The organism is Citrobacter sp. Cf087 (assembly GCF_030334285.1).
Taxonomy (GTDB): Bacteria; Pseudomonadota; Gammaproteobacteria; order Enterobacterales; family Enterobacteriaceae; genus Citrobacter; species Citrobacter freundii.
In genome coordinates, this window is the sequence record NZ_JAOWED010000028.1 from 205616 (window position 1) to 226247 (window position 20632).

Sequence of the window (20632 nt, forward strand, 5' to 3'; positions counted from 1 at the left end):
ATGGTTAAACAGCGGAAAGGGATATGACGGCGCACACGCATAACATCGGGAAGGAAGTCTCTTCAGTCATTGCCCAGTCATGGCATCGTTGCAGCAAGTTTATGCAGCGGGAAACCTGGCAGGCGCCGCATCAGGCGCAGGGACTGACCTTTGAGTCGATTTGTCGTCGCAAGACGGCGTTGCTGACGATTGCTCAGGCTGCGCTGGAAGATGCTTGGGAGTTTATGGACGGCCGCCCGTGCGCGCTGCTGATTCTGGATGAATCAGCCTGTATTCTCAGCCGTTGCGGCGATCCGCAGACGGTAGAACAGCTGGCGGAGCTTGGGTTTCGTGACGGCAGCTACTGTGCAGAAAGCATCATTGGCAGTTGTGCCCTGTCGCTGGCGACGATGCCGGGCCAGCCGACAAAAACCTCTGGCGAGCAGCATTTTAAACAGGCGCTGCATCCGTGGTCGTTCTGCTCGACGCCGGTCTTCGATAACCATGGTCGACTGTTCGGCTCCATTTCGCTGTGTTGTCTGGTGGAGCATGAGTGCGTTTCTGATTTATCCCTGACGCTGGCGATTGCCAGAGAAGTCGGCAACTCTTTGCTGACCGACAGCCTGCTGGCTGAATCCAACCGCCATCTGAACCAGATGTACGGGCTGCTGGAGAGTATGGATGATGGTGTGATGGCCTGGAACGAACAGGGCGTATTGCAGTTCATCAATGCGCGAGCGGCGCTGCTTTTGCATCTCGATGCGCAGGCCAGTCAGGGGAAAAACATTCACGATCTGCTCAATCTCCCCATGCTGTTGCGCCGGGCGATCAAACATGCCCGCGGTCTGAATCACGTCGAAGTTACCTTTGAAAGCCAGCATCAGTTTGTTGATGCCGTCATTACCCTGAAGCCGATTGTTGAGGAGCAGGGCAACAGCTTTATTCTGCTACTGCATCCGGTGGAACAAATGCGCCAGCTGATGACCAGCCAGCTCGGCAAGGTGAGCCACACCTTTGAGCAGATGTCGACTGACGATCCGGAAACCCGCCGCTTGATCCATTTTGGACGCCAGGCAGCGAGGGGGAGTTTCCCGATCCTGCTGTGCGGGGAAGAGGGTGTTGGTAAAGAGCTACTGAGTCAGGCCATCCACAATGAAAGCGAGCGCGCCAGCGGGCCGTATATCGCCGTGAACTGTCAGCTGTATGCCAACAGCGTACTGGGGCAGGATTTTATGGGCAGTGCGCCCACCGACGATGAAAATGGCCGGTTGAGCCGTCTTGAACTGGCGAACGGCGGCACGCTGTTTCTGGAAAAAATTGAATATCTGGCACCGGAGCTGCAATCCGCGCTGTTACAGGTGATCAAACAGGGGGTGTTAACCCGCCTGGATGCCCGTCGGCTGATTCCGGTGGATGTCAAAGTGATCGCCACCACCACGGTTGATCTCGCCAATCTGGTGGAGCAAAACCGCTTTAGCCGTCAGCTGTATTATGCGCTGCACTCTTTTGAGATAGTGATACCACCGCTGCGGGCGCGGCGCAGTAGTATTCCCTCGCTGATTTATACGCGGCTGAATAGCCTGAAAAAACGCTTTTCATACAGTTTGAAGATCGACGACGACGCGCTGGCGCAACTGGTGGCCTATTCGTGGCCGGGCAATGACTTTGAGCTGAACAGCATTATCGAAAACATCGCCATCAGCAGTGATAACGGCCATATTCGGCTGAGCAATCTACCGGATTATTTGTTTGCCGAACGTCCTGGTCTGGAGACGGCGTCTTCACTGCTGCCTGCTAGTCTGACGTTTACCGCTATCGAAAAAGAGGCGATTATCCATGCTGCCCGCGTCACCAGCGGGCGCGTGCAGGAGATGTCGCAACTGTTGAATATCGGTCGTACTACCTTGTGGCGCAAGATGAAGCAGTACGACATTGATGCCAGCCAGTTTAAGCGCAAGCATCTGGACTAGTTTCTTCAATTCTCGCCATCGAGAACAGCGCGTCTGACAGTCGGTTGATATAACGCCTGGGTTCATCGCGTAACGTTAGCGATCTGCTCATCGCGATGAGGACCCGCTCCAGTCGGCGCGTCAGGGTTCGCGCAACGTGTAGCTGTGCCGATGCGAGATTTTTCCCCGGAATAACAAACTCTTTGAGCGGGCCGCTTTGCGCCATATTACGGTTAATAAGCTGCTCCAGCGCCTGAGTATCCTCTTCACCAATACGCTGTTGTAAGCGAGCGAGTCCTTTCTCATCGCTGGCGAGTTCCGCACCCAGAACAAACAGCATTTTCTGTATGGCGTGCAGATCCTGGCGTAGCCCGGCCTGACGCGTGCTGGCATAGCAGACGCCAAGTTGGGAAATCAGTTCATCCACCGTGCCATAGGCCTCAACGCGGATGTCGTCTTTGTCGATACGGCTGCCGCCAAACAGTGCGGTCGTGCCTTTATCGCCGGTTCGGGTGTAGATGCGGTACATTTATTTTATCTCGCTGAAGGGAAGCACTTTGACCAGTTGACCAGCATTGGCGCCAAGCGTGCGGATCTGCGCAATTCCGGCGGTGATATGACCACGGATCAGCGCCCGATCCTCGGGCAACTGGGCGTGGGTTAACGCAATATCACCCGTGGCGTTAAGACCCAGACCGACACGTAGCGTTGAGCTTTTGGCCGCAAGTTTGCTCAATGCCAGTGCGCAGTCATGCTCGTTGCAACAGATTGCCCGACAAGGGACGCCTTGCTCTTCCAGTCCCCAGCACAGCTCATCAAGCACGCGAGTATCCTGCCAGCGTGAGTGATAAAACAGATGTACGCCCGGTGATGAAAGTGACATTGCGCCCCCTGTACTATCAGAATGCCTGACGGAAGATCTCGGCAATTTCTTTCTCGTTCCCTTTGCGCGGGTTAGAGAAGGCGTTGCCGTCCTTCAGCGCCATTTCCGCCATGTACGGGAAATCGGCTTCTTTGACACCCAGATCGCGCAGATGCTGCGGAATGCCGATGTCAGCAGAGAGACGAGCAATGGCGTGAATGGCCAGTTCTGCGGCATCCATGGTGGAAAGCCCGTCAGTGTTTTCGCCCATAAACTCTGCAATGTCGGCAAATTTTTCCGGGTTAGCGATCAGGTTATAGCGCGCCACGTGCGGCAGTAGTACGGCATTCGCCACGCCGTGCGGCATGTCGTACAGACCGCCAAGTTGATGCGCCATCGCGTGAACGTAGCCGAGGTTGGCGTTGTTGAAAGCCATACCTGCCAGCAGGGAGGCGTAGGCCATATTCTCGCGAGCTTTCAGGTTGCTGCCCAGCGCTACGGCCTGACGCAAGTTGCGTGCGATCAGGCGAATAGCCTGAATAGCGGCAGCGTCGGTGACCGGGTTGGCATCTTTGGAAATATAGGCTTCTACGGCGTGGGTCAGGGCGTCCATACCCGTCGCGGCGGTCAGCGGGGCGGGTTTGCCGAGCATCAGCAGCGGATCGTTAATGGAGACCGACGGCAGGTTGCGCCAACTGACAATCACAAACTTCACTTTGGTTTTTGTATTGGTCAGCACGCAGTGGCGGGTGACTTCGCTGGCGGTACCGGCAGTGGTATTTACCGCAACGATCGGAGGCAGCGGGTTGGTCAGGGTTTCAATCCCGGCATAGCTGTAGAGATCGCCTTCGTGAGTTGCTGCGATACCGATGCCTTTACCGCAGTCATGCGGGCTACCGCCACCGACGGTAACGATGATATCGCAATGCTCTTTGCGAAAGACTTCCAGACCGTCACGCACGTTGGTGTCTTTGGGGTTAGGTTCAACGCCATCAAAAACCACCACGTCAATGCCCGCTTCACGTAAATGGGCGAGGGTTTTATCTACCGCGCCGTCTTTAATGGCCCGCAGACCTTTATCAGTAACCAGCAGCGCTTTTTTACCGCCTAACAGTTTGCAGCGTTCGCCGACAACGGAAATAGCATTGGGGCCAAAGAAGTTCACATTTGGCACCAGGTAATCAAACATACGATAGCTCATAATATACCTTCTTAGATTTAAATTATAATTCAGAGAAACAATTCAGTGCGGTTTCTGCTAATAATCTGTCTTGTTCCACGGTGCCGCCACTAACGCCAACGGCACCAATTAATTTACCGTTTAATATGACAGGTAAACCGCCGCCGAAAATAACAATGCGCTGTTGGTTGGTAAGCTGCAAACCATATAGCGAAGCACCAGGTTGTACCGCGTCGGTAATTTCATGGGTACCCTGGCGCAGACAGCAGGCGGTATACGCTTTATTAAGAGAGATATCACAGCTGGTGACAAACGCATCGTCCATGCGTTGCATTAGCAGCGTATTCCCACCGCGATCCACCACGGAAAAGACCACCGGAACGCTGATCTCAAGCGCTTTAGCCTCAACGGCCTGCGCCATTTTTTTTGCAGCCGCCAGCGTAATGGTGGCAATTTGTTGGCTCTTATTCACAGTTTCTCCTGAAAATGTTGTAGGGCTGAGGTCACGAAACATATCGCGCAACAGCTATTTTTATCATTGGCTTTACCTTATTTTCTCGCCGTGCGTTATTAAGTCAATAGGGCGAAAATTTCAAAGATATTAAATTCACCTTCCCGGTTTGGCGTTTATTGATAATGATCATTTAACCTCGTCACAATTCACGATGGATATTCCTGAATTGCGTTTCAATATGAAACGATGCGTTTTTATTAGGTACCAAATTGGAACGAAATTAATTTTATTTTTTTATTGTTCTGCTCATTTAGAGTTCGACCATTGCTGATGAAAGGCGAATGCCGGGTGTTGTGTCCCCGGCAATGCGGCCCGGCGTCCCTATTTTTTATCTTTTGAGTCAATAAATCATGAGAAGATCAAAACGATTCGAAGTGCTTGCGAAGCGGCCTGTAAATCAGGATGGGCTGATTGGCGAATGGCCTGAAGAGGGGCTGATCGCCATGGAAAGCCCCTACGATCCAGCGTCGTCGGTGAAGGTGGAAAATGGTCGTATTGTTGAGCTGGACGGTAAGAGCCGCGCCGAGTTCGACATGATCGACCGTTTCATTGCCGACTACGCCATTAACGTGGCTGAGGCCGAGCACGCCATGCAGCTCGACGCGCTGGAGATCGCCAGAATGCTGGTGGATATCCACGTCAGTCGGGAAGAGATTATTGCCATTACCACTGCCATCACCCCAGCGAAAGCGGTGGAAGTGATGGCGCAAATGAACGTGGTGGAGATGATGATGGCGCTGCAAAAAATGCGTGCCAGACGCACGCCCTCCAACCAGTGCCACGTGACCAACCTGAAAGATAACCCGGTACAGATTGCCGCCGACGCTGCTGAAGCGGGGATCCGCGGCTTTTCCGAGCAGGAAACGACGGTCGGGATCGCCCGCTACGCGCCGTTTAACGCCCTGGCGCTGCTGGTGGGTTCCCAATGCGGTCGTCCCGGTGTGCTGACGCAATGTTCTGTTGAAGAGGCCACGGAGCTGGAGCTGGGCATGCGTGGGCTAACCAGTTATGCCGAAACGGTGTCGGTGTATGGCACAGAATCGGTGTTTACCGACGGTGATGACACGCCGTGGTCCAAAGCGTTTCTCGCCTCGGCTTATGCATCGCGTGGGTTGAAGATGCGCTACACCTCCGGCACTGGCTCGGAAGCGCTGATGGGCTATTCCGAAAGTAAATCGATGCTTTATCTGGAGTCGCGCTGCATTTTTATCACTAAAGGCGCGGGCGTACAGGGGCTGCAAAACGGTGCGGTCAGCTGTATCGGCATGACCGGCGCTGTGCCTTCGGGGATCCGCGCGGTGCTGGCGGAAAACCTGATTGCCTCAATGCTCGACCTTGAAGTGGCCTCCGCCAATGACCAGACCTTTTCTCACTCCGATATTCGCCGTACTGCCCGCACCCTGATGCAGATGCTGCCGGGTACCGACTTTATTTTCTCTGGTTACAGCGCGGTACCCAACTACGACAACATGTTTGCCGGGTCGAACTTCGACGCTGAAGACTTCGATGATTACAACATCCTGCAACGCGATCTGATGGTTGACGGCGGTCTGCGTCCGGTGACTGAAGAAGAAACTATCGCTATACGCAATAAGGCCGCACGCGCCATTCAGGCGGTGTTCCGCGAACTGGGCCTGCCGCTGATTAGCGATGAAGAAGTGGAAGCCGCTACTTATGCTCACGGCAGCAAAGATATGCCTGCGCGCAATGTAGTGGAGGATCTGGCGGCCGTGGAAGAGATGATGAAGCGTAATATCACCGGGCTGGATATTGTCGGCGCGTTGAGTTGCAGCGGTTTTGAAGATATCGCCAGCAATATCCTCAATATGCTGAGACAGCGTGTTACTGGTGATTACCTGCAAACGTCGGCCATTCTGGATCGCCAGTTCGACGTCGTCAGCGCCGTCAACGACATCAATGATTATCAGGGACCTGGTACCGGCTATCGCATCAGTGCCGAACGCTGGGCGGAAATTAAAAATATTGCGGGCGTGGTTCAGCCCGGCTCGATCGAATAAGGCGGAACACTGTGGAATGCACAACTGAACGTAAGCCGGTTTTCACCTTACAAGTGAGCGAAGGCGAGGCGGCTAACGCGGATGAACGCGTGGATGAAGTGGTGATTGGCGTCGGCCCGGCCTTTGGCAAGCACCAGCATAAAACCCTGATTGACATGCCGCACAACGCGATTCTGAAAGAGCTGGTGGCAGGGATTGAAGAAGAGGGATTGCATGCGCGGGTAGTGAGGATCCTGCGCACCTCGGATGTTTCTTTTATGGCATGGGATGCGGCAAACCTCAGCGGCTCAGGCATCGGGATTGGCATCCAGTCGAAAGGAACCACGGTGATTCATCAGCGCGATCTGCTGCCGTTAAGCAACCTCGAGCTGTTCTCTCAGGCTCCGCTGCTGACGCTGGAAACCTATCGTCAGATTGGTAAAAACGCCGCGCGATATGCACGCAAAGAGTCGCCTTCGCCGGTGCCAGTGGTCAATGACCAGATGGTGCGCCCTAAATTTATGGCCAAGGCCGCGCTGTTTCATATCAAAGAAACCAAACACGTGGTGCAGGATGCTGCGCCTGTCACGTTGCATATTGCACTGGTAAGGGAATGACCATGAACGACAACATCATGACTGCGCAGGATTACCCATTAGCGACCCGCTGCCCGGAGAAAATCCAGACGCCTACCGGCAAGCCGCTAACCGACATTACTCTTGAGAATGTGCTGGCGGGCCGCGTAGGACCGCAGGATGTGCGTATTTCTCAGCAAACGCTGGAGTACCAGGCGCAGATTGCTGAGCAGATGCAGCGTCATGCCGTGGCGCGCAATTTTCGTCGTGCGGCAGAGCTGATTGCGATTCCGGATGCCCGCATTCTGGAGATCTACAACGCGCTACGGCCGTTTCGTTCTTCGTTCGCCGAGTTGCAGGCCATTGCCGATGAACTGGAACACACATGGCATGCCACGGTGAACGCTGGGTTTGTCCGCGAATCGGCAGAGGTATACCAGCAGAGAAATAAGCTGCGTAAAGGCAGCCAGTGACGGAGGCAGCATGCCGTTAATTGCAGGGATCGATATCGGCAACGCCACCACCGAAGTGGCGTTGGCGCAGGATGGCCGGTTTATCGGCAGCGGGATTGTCGCCACGACCGGTATGAAAGGCACGCGGGATAATATCGCCGGGGTAGTCGCGTCCCTGCAGCAGGCGCTGAATAACACGCCGTGGTCGCTGCAGGACGTAGCAAAAATTTGCATCAACGAGGCCGCACCGGTGATTGGCGATGTGGCGATGGAAACCATCACTGAAACCATCATTACCGAATCGACGATGATTGGTCATAACCCGCAAACGCCCGGTGGCGTTGGCGTGGGCATGGGAACCACCATCGCCGTGGAGAAGTTGGCGGCGTTGAGCGAGGATCGATTTGCCCAGGGCTGGATCCCGTTGGTAGGTGAGGAGATGGATTTCCTTGAGGCGGTTTGGTTTATCAATGAAGCGCTGGATCGCGGCGTCAATGTGGTGGCGGCCATCCTGAAAAAAGATGATGGCGTGCTGGTGAATAATCGCCTGCATCGGCCAATGCCGGTGGTTGATGAAGTCACTCTGCTGGAGAAGGTGCCGGAAGGTGTTCTGGCTGCGGTGGAAGTGGCGGCCCCGGGACAGGTGGTGCGGGTGCTGTCGAACCCTTACGGCATTGCGACCTTCTTTGCCCTGACGCCCGAGGAAACGCAAACTATCGTCCCCATCGCCAGAGCGCTGATCGGCAACCGTTCCGCCGTGGTGCTGAAAACCCCGCAGGGTGATGTGCGATCAAGGGTGATCCCGGCGGGTAAGATCTTTATCCGTGGTGAAAAGCGTGGCGGTGAAGCCGACGTAGCGCAAGGCGCGCAGGCCATTATGCAGGCGATGAGCGCCTGCGCGCCCGTGCGCGATATTGCTGGGGAAGCTGGTACGCACGCAGGCGGCATGCTGGAGCGGGTGCGAAAGGTGATGGCCTCGCTGACCGGTCATGACATGAACACGGTGCATATTCAGGATCTGTTGGCGGTCGATACATTTATTCCGCGTAAGGTGCAGGGCGGCATCGCCGGAGAGTGTTCAATGGAGAACGCCGTGGGCATTGCGGCGATGGTGAAAGCCGATCGCTTACAGATGCAGGCCATCGCCAGTGAGCTGAGCGCCCGGTTAAACACTCTGGTTGAGGTTGGTGGCGTGGAGGCCAACATGGCTGTAGTGGGGGCGTTAACAACGCCTGGATGCGCTGCGCCGCTGGCAATCCTCGATTTAGGCGCAGGATCTACCGATGCAGCTGTCATCAATAGCGATGGCGTAGTGAAAGCGGTACATCTGGCCGGGGCGGGGAATATGGTCAGCCTGTTGATTCAAACAGAGCTGGGCTTAAGCGATGCATTTCTGGCGGAGGAAATTAAAAAATACCCGCTGGCAAAAGTGGAGAGCCTGTTCAGCATTCGCCATGAGAACGGCGCGGTAGAGTTTTTCCGCGAACCGCTCAGCCCGTCGGTGTTTGCCAAAGTTGTGTATTTGAAAGAGGGCGAGCTGATCCCGGTAGATAACCAGACCTCGCTGGAAAAAATACGTCTGGTGCGCCGACAGGCCAAAGAGAAGGTTTTTGTGACCAACTGCCTGCGCGCGTTACGCCTGGTGTCACCTGGTGGATCTATTCGCGATATGACTTTTGTGGTGCTGGTAGGCGGTTCTTCTCTGGATTTCGAAATCCCGCAGATGATCACCGATGCGCTGGCGCATTACGGCGTTGTCGCCGGGCAGGGCAATATTCGAGGTACCGAAGGGCCGCGTAATGCGGTGGCAACCGGACTGGTTTTAGCCGGAGATGCAAAAAAATAGCGCAGAAAACAGTCGCGCAAGCGTTTAGCTGCGGGGTAAGTCAAATAAAGGCGATGTTCTCTTTGATATCCCGGCGGAGTTGGGTACATAGTATAAATGTGTCTCTCACGTGGTTAATTTTAAGGATAAGAGCATGCCAACAGCAATTGAGAAAGCATTGGATTTTATTGGTGGTATGAACACTTCGGCGTCAGTACCCCATTCAATGGATGAAAGCACCGCTAAGGGAATCTTAAAGTATTTGCATGACTTAGGTGTGCCAGCGAGTCCGGAAGTTGTGATGGCACGGGGTGAGCAGGAGGGATGGAATCCCGAGTTCACGAAAAAAGTGGCCGGATGGGCAGAAAAAGTTGCCTCCGGTAACCGCATCCTTATCAAGAACCCAGAGTATTTTTCAACCTATATGCAGGAGCAGCTCAAAGAGCTAGTGTGAGCTGACTATCGAATAAAACTCTAACGGACGTTTCCATCTCGGGATGGCGGCGTCCAAATGGAATGCCAGCGATATGGGCTGGCGTATCGCATGATATATCCTTATTCCCTCGCCATCCCCCGCTACGCATTCAGAGCCATCCAATTATTGGCTTTGCCAACAATTGCATATATTTCCAATAACAAAAAGGACCTGCGATTTCTCGCAAGTCCTTGAAGTTTGGTGGCCCCTGCTGGACTTGAACCAGCGACCAAGCGATTATGAGTTCCTACATAAACAACCGAAAATCAATAGTTTGCGTTATTTATCATTGACATAGGTTGCCAACATTTGCCAATGATTACCCATTCTTAGCCATTTCCACCGCCACTTTATCGCCATTACCATCAATTAACGCAGTGATGCTTGCAACTTACAAAAGTGTAAGTAAGGTGTATCATCAAAGACATGCATTAGGTGAGGTAATATATGGATTTAAATCAATTATTTAATTCAATAGAAGCTACAATGTTGGCTAGATTCAAAGAATCTGGCTTTATACATCATAGCGGCGATAAAGGTGAGAATCGAGAAGAGTTTTTAATGGATTTTCTCAAAACTCATTTGCCAAAAAGATATGGTGTGACCAAAGGAGAGGTAATTACAAAAGAAGGTTTACGCTCCCATGCTATTGATATCATAATTTATGATGCCGTTAATTGCCCAGTGCTTTATGCGGGAAAAACATCAATCCTACCTGTTGAAGGGGTTTATGGTATTATCGAAGTTAAATCAACTCTATCAAAAAGTGAGTTTGATGATGCAGCAAAAAAAATAACCTTATTCAAAAAACTAGCGCCGAGAGATTTAGGGGTGATTGCTACTAGAGAGTACGCAACAGTTCATAGAGCATCTAGGCCATTTGGTATTGTTTTTGGATTTAATGTTTCTGGTAACTCTTTGGATTCTCTGAAAGAAAATTGGATGGCGCATTGCGATGCTGTACATGATGTAAATTATTTTTGTAATCTAATATGTGTTCTTGGCAAAGGTGTGCTTCGTTATGAAAAAGTTAATCTAACAAAAGGGGAAAAAGATTTACTGCTAGATACAGATGAATTTGTTAATTTGGTTTTAACGGCACATAAGCGTCAGGTAAATAGTGAGGAAAATGATGAGGTTATTTTTCGTATAGTTAAAGAGGGTATGGAAGACCAATCTTTTGGTCGTTTTTTTACCTATCTATTAATTATGCTTACTCGAATGAAATTAAATGTCCCTGATATTGGACGATATATCGATCCAAATTTGCCATTGTCCATTGTGAGAGAGTAAATATGGCTAAGATTGATCCAAATGAACTTTGTCCCTGTGAGTCTGGCTTGCTTTTCAAAGAGTGCCATGAACCAAGAATTAAGAGACCTGAAGTTCCAGAGATTAAGGAGACGATAACTCTAGAGGTTATTCCTGAGCCAGACCCAGATACAAGGACTGTTTTTATTTATCAAGGGGAGGGCACTGTTGCTATAACAGGTTATGAGGTCGGATTAGCGTTGCTATGTGGGGGGTGTAAATCTCAACTTGTTATTGGAGTGCCAAAAGTTAATATTCATAACATTGTCATTCGTTGTAATGGATGTGGTGCATACAATGAGGTTTGATATTTTATAGTATAGATATTGTCACTTTTGTAACCCTACTAAATATTCAAGGTCATAAGCGCACTATATCTGTGCGCCTATAATTTTATTTACCGCTACTCCATTACCGCAGAGGTCTTGTTCAATGGATTAAGTCTTACGGCATCTTCAAGATGGTCAGGAGCAAAATGCGCATATCGCATCGTCATTTTGATGTCGGTATGGCCGAGTACTCGTTGCAAGACCAGAATATTACCGCCATTCATCATAAAGTGGCTGGCGAATGTGTGGCGCAAGACGTGGGTAAGTTGTCCTGCTGGTAATTCGATGCTTGTTCTTTCCAGTGCAGACCGGAATGCGCCATAACAATCACTAAACAATCGACCTTTTTTATCATCAGGCAGTGACTCGTAGAGCTCTTTGCTGATGGGAACAGTGCGGTTTTTTTTACCTTTTGTGTTGGTGTAGGTGATTTTGTATTTCGCAAGCTGGCTTTTTTTCAAACTCTCAGCCTCAGACCACCGGGCGCCAGTGGCGAGACAGATTCTGACCACGGTTTCTAAATCAGGGTGGTCGTGCCGTTTACACTCTCCGAGCAGTTGCGAAATTTGGTCGTGAGTTAGCCAGGCCATTTCCATTTCTTCTGTGCGGAATGGGCGCATGTTTTTCAGTGGGTTTTCGCCCTTCCATTCTCCGAGGCGGTTTAGCTCATTGAACACAGCCCGGAAGTAGGCCAGCTCAAGATTAAGCGTGCGAGGCGATACCTCTTTCACTCTGTTTGAACGGGCATACTCACCTTTTAACCGTTTTTCTCGGTAGCGGGAAAACATCTGCGCATCGAAATCGCGTGCGAGTGGTTCGCCCATACACTCAAAAGCATGGTGCATGGATAACTGGCGTTTCAAGCCGTCTTTCAGCGTAATGCCATGAGCGCTATACCATGAATCAACCAGCTCTTTTAACGTGCGCCTGTCTTCCTTTTCTTCCTGCCACGGGTTTTGAACGGTGTACTGTTCAAACGCCAGAGCTTCGCCCTTAGTGGCGAATTTCTTTCTGATACGTTTGCCTTTTGCACCGTTTGGGTAGAGCTCACAAATCCAACCGCCAGCCGGATTTTTACGGACAGTCATCAATTAACCTCGCTGTATACACCCACTACACGGCCAATCGTTTTTATCTCATCAATCCCGCACTCAAACGGTACTTTTCCACCTGCCACATGCAACCTTTTACCGGGTAGAACCGTTAACTCTCGGAGGCTGATTGCGCCCTCAACATCAACAATCCAGAGGCCGTCAGCTAAAGGCGCATCTTTCTCAGCGATGTAGCTTTTACTCTCGCTTCTGACACAGATGGCACTTTTCAAGGGCTTTTCGAAAAGCTCGGGGTCGATATTCAAAATTCCAGTTTTAGTGAGCCTGCCTTCACTTAATGTGAATGACTGGAGCTCGTAAGACGGTTTTGAGTTTTCATCTGATTTTTGTGGTCCTTTCCCAGTCAGGATCCATTGGATATTGACGCCAGTCTCAAGGGCGCAGAATGCAGCGAAATCATAGGAGACGTTGCCCCGCGTATAGCGGTTTTGCAGCGTGCTAGCTGCGATATTGAAATGATTAGCGAGCTGGATTTTCTGTGTGAAACCGTAGACCTGACAGATTCTGTCTAAAACTTCCTCGTTTGATATTTGGTTTTCAAAGTCCATAAATCGCATTCTCATGTTGACCAATGCGAATAATCGCATTAGGATTCGATTGTTGGTGGCAGTTGATGGCAAGCGTCGGAGTTCTGTCAATAACTGTACGGGAAGCGAAAGCGATCCACCGAAACTCGATTTATCAAAACCACTGAGCCGACGTGAAAGACGAGAACTGACAAACCGGCTCAGGAAGCCAAAACCAGCAATGCGGCGAAAATTCATCCACGGAACGGATGAGCAAAATGCAGTTATAGCGAAAACTATCGACGAAATACATCTGACAACCGGCATCACTATTAGCCGGGGCGAAGCCTTGCACCTGATTGCAGGTGGCAAAAGTTGCTTTGATGGTAAATGGTTGCGAGGAACGGCCACAGGAGAAATATTTACCGCAGCGCCATCACATCAGGCTAAAGCTAAGGAGCATCAGACCAAAGCTACAGAAATCCTCAATCGTGTTGCGGCTTTAGCTGAACTGGCAACGAAAGCATAACCGTTAATATTCATCCATATCATGTACATACAGTGTATTTACTGCTTTTTTTTCTTCACATTTTTTATCAATACGTGCTACTGTATGTTTATACAGTATCTCGTTATGGAGGTTGTGTGGATAGAGAGTTAAGTGAGCACGTTATGATTGAGCGGGTCGAAATGATTGCGCGTCTGACGGCTGAAGGGACTTGTCAGGAAAGAGACCGTGAAATCGCATTGAATTTAATTGCGGAGATAGCAAGAGGCAACTTAATGAAAAACAATAATTTTTCTGTTGTTTTTTCCGCGCCGCCAGTTGATGAAACTTTTGCGAGGGAGAGCAAGGTGAGGGTAAATATCACATTAGATAAAGACCAAATAGTCGGTCAGCCGGTGATTGATGCTTTTCAGAGTGAATTATCTAGGCGAATACAGTCTGTTTTTCCATCGACGCGCGTTACGGTCAAAAAGGGATCCATGACTGGTGTCGAACTGATGGGGTTCGATAAAGATTCAGACCGCGAAGCGCTGGACGCTATTCTTCAGGAAGTTTGGGAAGATGAGAGCTGGCGGTAGCTCTTCAAAAAAGCGCCAATATCAACCTCATGTTTGGTAGCATGGGGTTGTTTTTTATGGGATTAGATAAAGGAAAATCATGGATACCGTAATAGCATTTTTATCTCTGGCTCTTTTTATTGCTTTTATCATTGGTCTTATCAAGCCGTCGCTGGTTAGGATGCCAAATCGAAAGCGCTCAAGTGCGGTTTATCTCGGCGGCTGTCTGGCGCTGGGCGTTATTGGCTCAATCTTATGGCCGACTGAAAAGGGTCAGCCTGTAGCGAAAAATGATGTACCGACGGTTAAAGCGGAACCGGCTACGCCAACGTTTGAGTACGCAGATAAAACCCTCAAAGAATATCGCAACGAGCCAAAAGAAACCCGGCACGAAATCGTTAAAGACTATGTTGGCTTCAAAAGTGTACCGGCCAGCTCTGCAGATGTTTTTTATGCCTGTATGAGTGAGTACACTTTTACTAAAGATGATGCGTTAAAGCTCGGTGATGTGTTGGGGTGGTGTTTCAACGACTTTGAGAAGGATCCACAATCTCTAAATAATAAAATCAACCTTGATGTATTTCAGGGAAATTTTAGCGGTTGGGATGGCTCTTATCGTCCGTTAGAGAGGCTGATAAAAGCCAGCATGAATGATGATTCCTCTTATAAACATGTTTCAACGGTTTACCATCTTATTTTGAATAAAGACCCGCATGCCGTTGTCAAAACAACGTTTCGCGGAACTAATGCTTATGGTGGAGTGGTTAAACAGACCGTAGCAGCGCGCGTCGATGTTCGAACGGGTGAGGTTGATTCAATACTCGAAAATTAAGTAATACAGTGACAAACGCCGCCGGTGTTGAAAAACGACTACCGCGAGGCGTTTGTCCTGCCTTTCAAAATTTCCAGATGTGTTATTGGTTACACACTAGTGATGAATGGGACGTTACCTTAGCGGGTTTTATAGTGGCGCTTTGACGACACTAAATAAAATTCATTGAGGGCGATATTATGCATCGACTACCGGGAGAAATTCCGCAGCACAAAACTAAAAGCATAAAACTGATGGCAATCGTTCATCGTCTGCAGACGATAATGGTCAATGAGAACCTGACGCCAGCAGAACTGGTTGGGTGTGCAGAAATAGTCAGGGATAACTACGGCAAACTGGATAATATCAGCAGGCCGATACAATACGCACCTCCACCACGTCGTCCATAGCAAACGTCGCCAGCGATGAAACTCGCTTTCAGTGCTGGCGGGGTTGAACAACGAGCTACGCGAGGCGTTAGTGTTAATTTAGTTTTAATGAATGGTACTCAACCGAGTCGACCTTAGATTTGATATATGTAAAATCATTTACAGAGAGTAATGCTGCTAGTAAGCGACATACCAGAGCCTGCATTTCTCGTAATATATCATCACCATATTGACCGCCATTAACACTGGAGAAACCAAGCGGTTGACCATAGAAAATAGCCTCATGAAAATTATCATTGCGGATGGTTGTAATATTTTTTTTGCCTGTTACCCATGAAGGCCGTGGTATGCCATAGGTTTCGCACAGCCACTTTAACCGCCTGGAGTGATTTAACGTTTTTTCAGGGCACTTGTTTTTTTCTGCCCACGCTAAAGCAAAACAACCATCCAATGCCATGTAAAGATACTGGAACTTTTCAAATGAAAGGTATTGTGGGTTGTGAGATAAAAATAGTGCGTGCACCACTGCCGCTATTTTTATTGGTGATTTCTCGGTTTTTTGCTCGCTAGATATGTAATTGAGAGCCAATTCTATGATTGCTTTTTCAGAGCATCTGCCGAGAATAAAGTCTGTTAACTTAGCAGGCTTGATGGGGGTTGCATCTAAAAAACCAGCATCGGTGGTTGTTAATCTCATCCCCCTGAAAAAAGACAGGCACCACACAACAAAGTTGAGAGCTTCTAGCGAGGATGTATTTTTTAATTTTAGTATGTGCGTTTTTGGCAATCCGAATACTCGGCAACTATAAGGCATTATGGATATGCCGCCATTAAAGTTATATGTCTCTTGGTTTCCTGGGTATATCCAGCCATTAACAACATTTTTGTCATTGTTAACGCGCTCTACTTTCTCAGCGAGGCCGGGTAAAGTAAGTAAAGAAAAATTTTCAGTCTCAATGTTAACTTCTACTGGATAGTATCCAAACTCAGTTCCAATCTCATCGGGCTGCTGTTCGTTAACTTCACCTTGCATATCTTTCTCCGTTCAAAAATAGGCTCGATAGTTATGGAGAGGCTATCATGTTTGGAAATTGCCAATGTTCGTGATTTTTGTAAATTTAAGGTGATTTATCAATAAATAAGCTGTGCATGCAACAGGTGCATGGTTTTGCATGCGTCAGGCTTGCCCGTTCTGGTAGTGCGCCGCCAGAGCTGGCGCGGATCCAGAGTGGTCATGCAACTGCATTAAAACCGACCCATAAAGCGGGCAGGCGTGGCGGGGAAAGCATTGCGCGCCAGAGGTGGTGCGGAATAATAAAAATTATCGTCTGAGCGCCTCATAATGGCGCTATCGTGGTTGCTGTTGCTTCGTTGGTGGTCGTGTGTGTTCGTGCGCGTGTGGCGCGTCTGAGGCGTGATGGTGGCGGGGTATGAAAAAGCCGCCATGCTGGCGGCTTGAGGGGGTTATTCCGGGTTGTCGAGGGTGTACTCTTTGAATCTGATGACCTCCATGCCGAGCCAGTCGTTTACCTCCCTGAACCTGTCCTGTAGCGGCGACAGCTCATTGCGCACAAATACCTTTGCCACCTTCTCAACGTCACCGAGTGAGCCGATATTCTCGGGCTTGCCGCCCATTAGCTGGAACGGTACGCGGTGCGCATCCATCAGGTCGGCGGCACTGGCTTTCTTGATGTTGAAAAAGTCATCCTTTGTGGCGACCTCGCTCAGTGGCACGATTTTGATGCCGTCCGGTTTTCCGCCGGGGGCGTAGAAAAACAGGTTCTTAAAGTTGCCGAGTCCTTTCGAGTTACGCATCGCCTCGCGTAGCGATTCGACGTCGGTCGCGCTCTGCGCCGGGTCAGTCACATACATGATGTAACCCGCGTGCGCGCCGTTCTGGTAATACTTGCGGCGAAACAGCGTTGCGGATTCATTCAGCCAGGCAGAATTAAGCGCGCTGAGATATTCCGGCAAGCCGTAAATCTCCTGATTAATGTCAGGCTCCAGCAGGTGAAATACGGTGTCAGGCGCGAATTCATGCGGCAGAGTGAAGTTTTCCACAAACCAGAAAATCGAATCATCAACCCCACGACGGGTGTATTTGGCCGGTGAGGTCAGTAGCTTGATTAACTGGCCGGTGACGCTGTGGCGCTGCTCAAGAAAGGCGTTGCCGAAGACCAGATAGTCGAGCGCAAAACGGCTGAAATCCTGACGGGACAGCAGCGGGTGTGGAATGTAGGTGCTCGCGAGTACGTTGCGTTTAACGTAAATCGGTGAGCTGTGATGTACAGCAGAGCGCAGGCTCTTTGCCAGCCCGGAAAAGCTGACCGGCGGCTCGTACCATTTGCCGTTACTGATGCACTCGACGTAATCCAGAATATCGCGCTTGTCGAGCACCGGCACTGGCTCACCGAAGGTGAACGCTTCCATTTTTTGCGGTGCGCTGGCTTTCAGTTGCTGTGGTGCGCGTGTTTTCTGCGCGGCGGCTTTGCGGGATTTTTGCTTACCCATTAGTTGAACTCCAGAATAGATTTAGGCTGCATGCCGCTACCGGCAGAAAGCGGTTCGTTTAACAGGGCGTGCATGGTCGCCCATGCGATATCGGCGTGACTGGCTTCCTCGGTACGACTGGCCTCATAGGTGGCGCTTCGCCCGCTGCTGGTCATGGTTTTGCGAATCGACATAAACGACTGCGTGACGTCGGTTGCCCCGGCGTCGTACTCCAGACAGCCGCGACGAATGGTGTCTTTTGCCTTGAGCACCATGGCGGTTTTCATTTCAGGTGTGTAACGGATGCCGCGTGCCGCCGGGTAGAATGAGCGCACCAACTGGAACACGCCGAGACCGAGGCCGGTTGCGTCAATGCCGATGTATTCGACGTTGTATTTCTCAGTCAGCTTGCGGATGCCCTCTGCCTGCGCGGCAAAGTCCATGCCTTTCCACTGGTGGCGCTCCAGCATGCGGAACTTGCCACCCGAGACCACCGGCGGTGCGAGCACGACGCACCCGGCACTGTCGCCAGTGTGCGACGGGTCGTAGCCAATCCAGACCGGGCGAGAGCCGAAAGGATGGTCGGCGAACGGGGCAAAATCCTCCCATTCTTCCATCACATCGACCATGCAGCGCTGCAGCTCCTCGAACGGGAATACCGATGCCTTATCGTCGACAAACTCGCACATAAACAGGTTTTTAAAATCATCATCACTGTTTTCGCGTTTGAGCTGGTCGAGGTCGAACAGGGTGCAGCCCCCGGCAAGGGCGTCCTCAATAGTGACAATCTGCCGCCACTGACCATCATCGCAGAGCTGACCACCGGCGAGTGCGCGGTGACTGATGTCGATTTCGATGCGGTCAGCGGCACTGGCGCGCCCCTTGTTGAACAGCTCACCCGACCAGAAGGGGTAAGCCCCGTGCGCCAGCGTTGAGGGCGTCGAAAAGTAGGTTGAGCGCAGGTGCTTCTGCGATGCCATGCCCGAGGCGACTTTGCGCAGTTTCTGAAAGTTCGGGATCCAGAATATTTCATCGACATACAGGTCGCCGTTATGGCTCTGCGCGGTGTTGGAATTGGTACCGAGAAAAATCAGTTTTGCGCCGTTGTTGCCGATGACAATCGGGTCGCCGGTCAGGTCGACGTCGACCAGTCGTGCAAACTGGATGATGTATTCGCGGAACACGTAAGCCTGCGTTTTACTGGCTGACAGAAATATCTGGTTATGGCCGGTTTTGAGCGCGCGCAGCAGCGCCTCACGGGAGAAATAGAACGTCGCGCCAATCTGGCGGGATTTGAGAATGTCGCGAATACGGTGCGCCAGTCCTGCGCGGTACCACTGCAACTGGTACTCGAAAGACTGGTCGAAAAATAGCTCCTCCAGTTTCTCGATAGCCTCGTCGCTGAAAAAATTCTTTTTCGGCTTTTTGCGCTCCCCTTTGTTGCGGTTGGCGACGTTGGGGTTAAGGTCGGCCTCGTTGCCGGTCTGGCTGTAGCGGTTGACGCGCGCCAGCCGTTCAATCTGCCGTCCGAGCAGGTCAATCTCTTTGAAATCGCCGCCTGTCTTTTGCGGCTTGGCGATGAGCTGAATCAGCCTGGCCTCAAGGCTGCTTTCAACGCGGGAAATCGGCGCGATGCCGTCCCAGCCGTCGCGCTGCTTCCAGCTCTGCACGGTCGGGCGCTTGACCTGCAGCATTTCGGCAATCTGTGGCACGGAAAACCCCTGCCAGTAAAGCAGCGATGCCTGTCGTCGCGGGTCATGCAACAAGGTTGTATCGGTGGAAATGGTCATTGATGCCTCGCCGTAGTGGATTCAGGGCAAGGCTACTTAATGGCCGTCAGTGATTCGCTAAGGTGCTGTTGTGTGGGCGATTGTCCAGCCGTCGTTAGTGGTCTGGTGTGCCCGGAGTCTGGAAACTGGCGTTGACCAGTAACCCTAACCTCAGGACTCCTGACAATGGCAAAAAAAGTCTCAAAATTCTTTCGCATCGGCGTCGAGGGTGATACCTGCGACGGGCGCATTATCAGCGCCAGTGATATTCAGGAAATGGCCGACACGTTTGACCCGCGCGTCTACGGTTGCCGCATCAATCTTGAGCACATCAAAAGCGTGTTTCCTGATAGCCCGTTCAAACGCTATGGCGATGTGGTCGAACTGAAAGCGGAGAAAATCGAAGATGACTCCGCGCTTAACGGAAAGCTGGCACTGTTCGCAAAAATCAGCCCATCCGACGATTTAGTCGCAATGAATAAGGCACTCCAGAAGGTTTATACCTCAATGGAAATCGCGCCGAATTTCAGCAACAGCGGCAAATGCTATCTCGTTGGTCTGGCTGTGACCGATGACCCGGCAAGCCTCGGCACCGAATACCTCGAATTCTGTCGCAATGCAAAACACAACCCGCTTAACCGCTTTAAGGCTAACCCTGAAAACCTGATTTCAGCGGCAACGCTTGCAGAGCTTGAGTTTGAAGACCAGCCGGAAACGGTATTTACCGCCCTGACTGACAAGGTGAAAGCCATTTTCAGCCGTAAACAGGTCAGCGACGATGCGCGCATGAATGATGTGCATGAAGCGGTGACCGCCGTCAGCGAGCATGTGCAGACCAACCTCACTGCGCAGGATAAGCGTATTTCCGATATGGAAACCGCACTTGCCACCTTCAAACAGGAACTGACCGGCAAGGTTGAGGAAACCAGCAAGGCATTTTCCGCCCTGAAAACCACCCTCGATAAAACCGAAAGTTTCAGCCAGCCGCGACGCACGAAAGCCAGCGGCGGTGGTGGCGATGAGCTGCTGACCGACTGCTGAT

Annotated in this window: 21 protein-coding genes and 1 pseudogene; 13 read left to right on the forward strand and 9 right to left on the reverse strand. The window is 51.1% G+C overall.

The features are described 5' to 3' along the window. Positions 1 to 23: 23 nt before the first annotated feature. Entirely contained in the window at positions 24 to 1949 is a 1926-nt protein-coding gene (gene dhaR, locus OGV57_RS09405; RefSeq protein ID WP_054528802.1) for a dihydroxyacetone kinase operon transcriptional regulator DhaR, read from the forward strand. Here the strand turns inward: dhaR and OGV57_RS09410 are convergent. Genes OGV57_RS09410 through OGV57_RS09425 form a run of 4 tightly spaced genes read right to left on the reverse strand, consistent with a single transcriptional unit; the run spans position 1927 to position 4442 of the window. Next, a complete protein-coding gene (locus tag OGV57_RS09410) occupies positions 1927 to 2457 on the reverse strand; it encodes a cob(I)yrinic acid a,c-diamide adenosyltransferase (RefSeq protein ID WP_054528801.1) in 531 nt (176 codons plus the stop codon). The genes dhaR and OGV57_RS09410 overlap by 23 nt on opposite strands. Next, entirely contained in the window at positions 2458 to 2811 is a 354-nt protein-coding gene (locus OGV57_RS09415) for a glycerol dehydratase reactivase beta/small subunit family protein (protein ID WP_003841450.1), read from the reverse strand. Between the two features lie 16 nt (positions 2812 to 2827). Continuing rightward, positions 2828 to 3991 (reverse strand): 1,3-propanediol dehydrogenase, encoded by a 1164-nt coding sequence (dhaT, locus tag OGV57_RS09420; RefSeq protein ID WP_003024734.1) that lies wholly within the window; start codon positions 3989 to 3991, stop codon positions 2828 to 2830. Between the two features lie 22 nt (positions 3992 to 4013). Further along, positions 4014 to 4442: a GlcG/HbpS family heme-binding protein gene (locus OGV57_RS09425; protein WP_003024730.1), complete on the reverse strand. Its 429-nt coding sequence runs from the start codon at positions 4440 to 4442 to the stop codon at positions 4014 to 4016. A 392-nt stretch (positions 4443 to 4834) separates the two neighbouring features. Between OGV57_RS09425 and OGV57_RS09430 the strand changes: the two genes are divergently transcribed. From OGV57_RS09430 to OGV57_RS09460, 7 genes are all read left to right on the forward strand, one after another. Continuing rightward, on the forward strand, positions 4835 to 6502 hold the full coding sequence (locus tag OGV57_RS09430) for a propanediol/glycerol family dehydratase large subunit (protein ID WP_003841447.1): 1668 nt from the start codon (positions 4835 to 4837) through the stop codon (positions 6500 to 6502). A gap of 11 nt (positions 6503 to 6513) precedes the next feature. Then, a complete protein-coding gene (locus tag OGV57_RS09435; RefSeq protein WP_003024724.1) occupies positions 6514 to 7098 on the forward strand; it encodes a propanediol/glycerol family dehydratase medium subunit in 585 nt (194 codons plus the stop codon). A 2-nt stretch (positions 7099 to 7100) separates the two neighbouring features. Continuing rightward, on the forward strand, positions 7101 to 7529 hold the full coding sequence (locus OGV57_RS09440; RefSeq protein WP_003024721.1) for a diol dehydratase small subunit: 429 nt from the start codon (positions 7101 to 7103) through the stop codon (positions 7527 to 7529). A gap of 10 nt (positions 7530 to 7539) precedes the next feature. Next, positions 7540 to 9354 (forward strand): diol dehydratase reactivase subunit alpha, encoded by a 1815-nt coding sequence (locus OGV57_RS09445; protein WP_054528800.1) that lies wholly within the window; start codon positions 7540 to 7542, stop codon positions 9352 to 9354. A gap of 109 nt (positions 9355 to 9463) precedes the next feature. Continuing rightward, complete coding sequence (locus tag OGV57_RS09450; protein ID WP_001573898.1) at positions 9464 to 9787, forward strand: DUF1889 family protein; 324 nt, start codon at positions 9464 to 9466, stop codon at positions 9785 to 9787. 468 nt (positions 9788 to 10255) lie between these two features. Continuing rightward, the gene (locus OGV57_RS09455) at positions 10256 to 11101 is read left to right on the forward strand and encodes a DUF6602 domain-containing protein (protein WP_193146790.1); all 846 of its coding nucleotides are present in this window, start codon (positions 10256 to 10258) and stop codon (positions 11099 to 11101) included. A gap of 2 nt (positions 11102 to 11103) precedes the next feature. Beyond that, positions 11104 to 11427, forward strand: a complete 324-nt coding sequence (locus tag OGV57_RS09460; RefSeq protein WP_111987026.1) for an SEC-C metal-binding domain-containing protein — start codon at positions 11104 to 11106, stop codon at positions 11425 to 11427. A gap of 95 nt (positions 11428 to 11522) precedes the next feature. Here OGV57_RS09460 and OGV57_RS09465 read toward each other — a convergent pair whose 3' ends face one another. Together OGV57_RS09465 and OGV57_RS09470 are read right to left on the reverse strand one after the other, a co-directional pair. Continuing rightward, positions 11523 to 12536, reverse strand: a complete 1014-nt coding sequence (locus tag OGV57_RS09465; protein ID WP_181506523.1) for a phage integrase — start codon at positions 12534 to 12536, stop codon at positions 11523 to 11525. Continuing rightward, positions 12536 to 13108, reverse strand: a complete 573-nt coding sequence (locus OGV57_RS09470; RefSeq protein ID WP_226791434.1) for a phage repressor protein CI — start codon at positions 13106 to 13108, stop codon at positions 12536 to 12538. Before OGV57_RS09470 ends, OGV57_RS09465 begins: the two co-directional genes overlap by 1 nt. A gap of 76 nt (positions 13109 to 13184) precedes the next feature. Between OGV57_RS09470 and OGV57_RS09475 the strand changes: the two are divergent. From OGV57_RS09475 to OGV57_RS09490, 4 genes and pseudogenes are all read left to right on the forward strand, one after another. Further along, positions 13185 to 13595 (forward strand): annotated as a pseudogene (locus tag OGV57_RS09475) (replication endonuclease); the annotation flags it as partial. Between the two features lie 116 nt (positions 13596 to 13711). Next, positions 13712 to 14152: a DinI family protein gene (locus OGV57_RS09480; RefSeq protein ID WP_000373436.1), complete on the forward strand. Its 441-nt coding sequence runs from the start codon at positions 13712 to 13714 to the stop codon at positions 14150 to 14152. A 79-nt stretch (positions 14153 to 14231) separates the two neighbouring features. Continuing rightward, on the forward strand, positions 14232 to 14963 hold the full coding sequence (locus OGV57_RS09485) for a hypothetical protein (protein WP_193146784.1): 732 nt from the start codon (positions 14232 to 14234) through the stop codon (positions 14961 to 14963). 179 nt (positions 14964 to 15142) lie between these two features. Further along, complete coding sequence (locus OGV57_RS09490) at positions 15143 to 15352, forward strand: hypothetical protein (protein ID WP_024132455.1); 210 nt, start codon at positions 15143 to 15145, stop codon at positions 15350 to 15352. A gap of 73 nt (positions 15353 to 15425) precedes the next feature. On the opposite strand, the gene OGV57_RS09495 is transcribed toward OGV57_RS09490, so the two are convergent. The 3 genes from OGV57_RS09495 to OGV57_RS09505 form a co-directional block, all read right to left on the reverse strand. Beyond that, positions 15426 to 16364 (reverse strand): hypothetical protein, encoded by a 939-nt coding sequence (locus OGV57_RS09495; RefSeq protein ID WP_193146783.1) that lies wholly within the window; start codon positions 16362 to 16364, stop codon positions 15426 to 15428. Positions 16365 to 16795: 431 nt separating this feature from the next. Then, positions 16796 to 17842 carry a phage portal protein gene (locus OGV57_RS09500; RefSeq protein ID WP_087856846.1) on the reverse strand — a complete coding sequence of 349 codons (1047 nt, stop codon included), beginning with the start codon at positions 17840 to 17842 and terminating at the stop codon, positions 16796 to 16798. Continuing rightward, positions 17842 to 19611 (reverse strand): terminase ATPase subunit family protein, encoded by a 1770-nt coding sequence (locus OGV57_RS09505; RefSeq protein WP_023135269.1) that lies wholly within the window; start codon positions 19609 to 19611, stop codon positions 17842 to 17844. The genes OGV57_RS09500 and OGV57_RS09505 overlap by 1 nt, the downstream gene beginning before the upstream one ends. A gap of 165 nt (positions 19612 to 19776) precedes the next feature. Here OGV57_RS09505 and OGV57_RS09510 point away from each other — a divergent pair, with 165 nt between their 5' ends. Continuing rightward, the gene (locus tag OGV57_RS09510) at positions 19777 to 20631 is read left to right on the forward strand and encodes a GPO family capsid scaffolding protein (protein ID WP_193146782.1); all 855 of its coding nucleotides are present in this window, start codon (positions 19777 to 19779) and stop codon (positions 20629 to 20631) included. The last annotated feature ends 1 nt before the right edge of the window (position 20632 follow it).

What these genes read in the sequence shown, in the direction of transcription:
- dhaR (WP_054528802.1), top strand. Translation starts at nt 24, where the DNA reads ATGACGGCGCACACGCATAACATCGGGAAGGAAGTCTCTTCAGTCATT.
- OGV57_RS09410 (WP_054528801.1), bottom strand. Translation starts at nt 2,457, where the DNA reads ATGTACCGCATCTACACCCGAACCGGCGATAAAGGCACGACCGCACTG.
- OGV57_RS09415 (WP_003841450.1), bottom strand. Translation starts at nt 2,811, where the DNA reads ATGTCACTTTCATCACCGGGCGTACATCTGTTTTATCACTCACGCTGG.
- dhaT (WP_003024734.1), bottom strand. Translation starts at nt 3,991, where the DNA reads ATGAGCTATCGTATGTTTGATTACCTGGTGCCAAATGTGAACTTCTTT.
- OGV57_RS09430 (WP_003841447.1), top strand. Translation starts at nt 4,835, where the DNA reads ATGAGAAGATCAAAACGATTCGAAGTGCTTGCGAAGCGGCCTGTAAAT.
- OGV57_RS09440 (WP_003024721.1), top strand. Translation starts at nt 7,101, where the DNA reads ATGAACGACAACATCATGACTGCGCAGGATTACCCATTAGCGACCCGC.
- OGV57_RS09445 (WP_054528800.1), top strand. Translation starts at nt 7,540, where the DNA reads ATGCCGTTAATTGCAGGGATCGATATCGGCAACGCCACCACCGAAGTG.
- OGV57_RS09455 (WP_193146790.1), top strand. Translation starts at nt 10,256, where the DNA reads ATGGATTTAAATCAATTATTTAATTCAATAGAAGCTACAATGTTGGCT.
- OGV57_RS09460 (WP_111987026.1), top strand. Translation starts at nt 11,104, where the DNA reads ATGGCTAAGATTGATCCAAATGAACTTTGTCCCTGTGAGTCTGGCTTG.
- OGV57_RS09465 (WP_181506523.1), bottom strand. Translation starts at nt 12,536, where the DNA reads ATGACTGTCCGTAAAAATCCGGCTGGCGGTTGGATTTGTGAGCTCTAC.
- OGV57_RS09470 (WP_226791434.1), bottom strand. Translation starts at nt 13,108, where the DNA reads ATGGACTTTGAAAACCAAATATCAAACGAGGAAGTTTTAGACAGAATC.
- OGV57_RS09485 (WP_193146784.1), top strand. Translation starts at nt 14,232, where the DNA reads ATGGATACCGTAATAGCATTTTTATCTCTGGCTCTTTTTATTGCTTTT.
- OGV57_RS09490 (WP_024132455.1), top strand. Translation starts at nt 15,143, where the DNA reads ATGCATCGACTACCGGGAGAAATTCCGCAGCACAAAACTAAAAGCATA.
- OGV57_RS09495 (WP_193146783.1), bottom strand. Translation starts at nt 16,364, where the DNA reads ATGCAAGGTGAAGTTAACGAACAGCAGCCCGATGAGATTGGAACTGAG.
- OGV57_RS09500 (WP_087856846.1), bottom strand. Translation starts at nt 17,842, where the DNA reads ATGGGTAAGCAAAAATCCCGCAAAGCCGCCGCGCAGAAAACACGCGCA.
- OGV57_RS09505 (WP_023135269.1), bottom strand. Translation starts at nt 19,611, where the DNA reads ATGACCATTTCCACCGATACAACCTTGTTGCATGACCCGCGACGACAG.
- OGV57_RS09510 (WP_193146782.1), top strand. Translation starts at nt 19,777, where the DNA reads ATGGCAAAAAAAGTCTCAAAATTCTTTCGCATCGGCGTCGAGGGTGAT.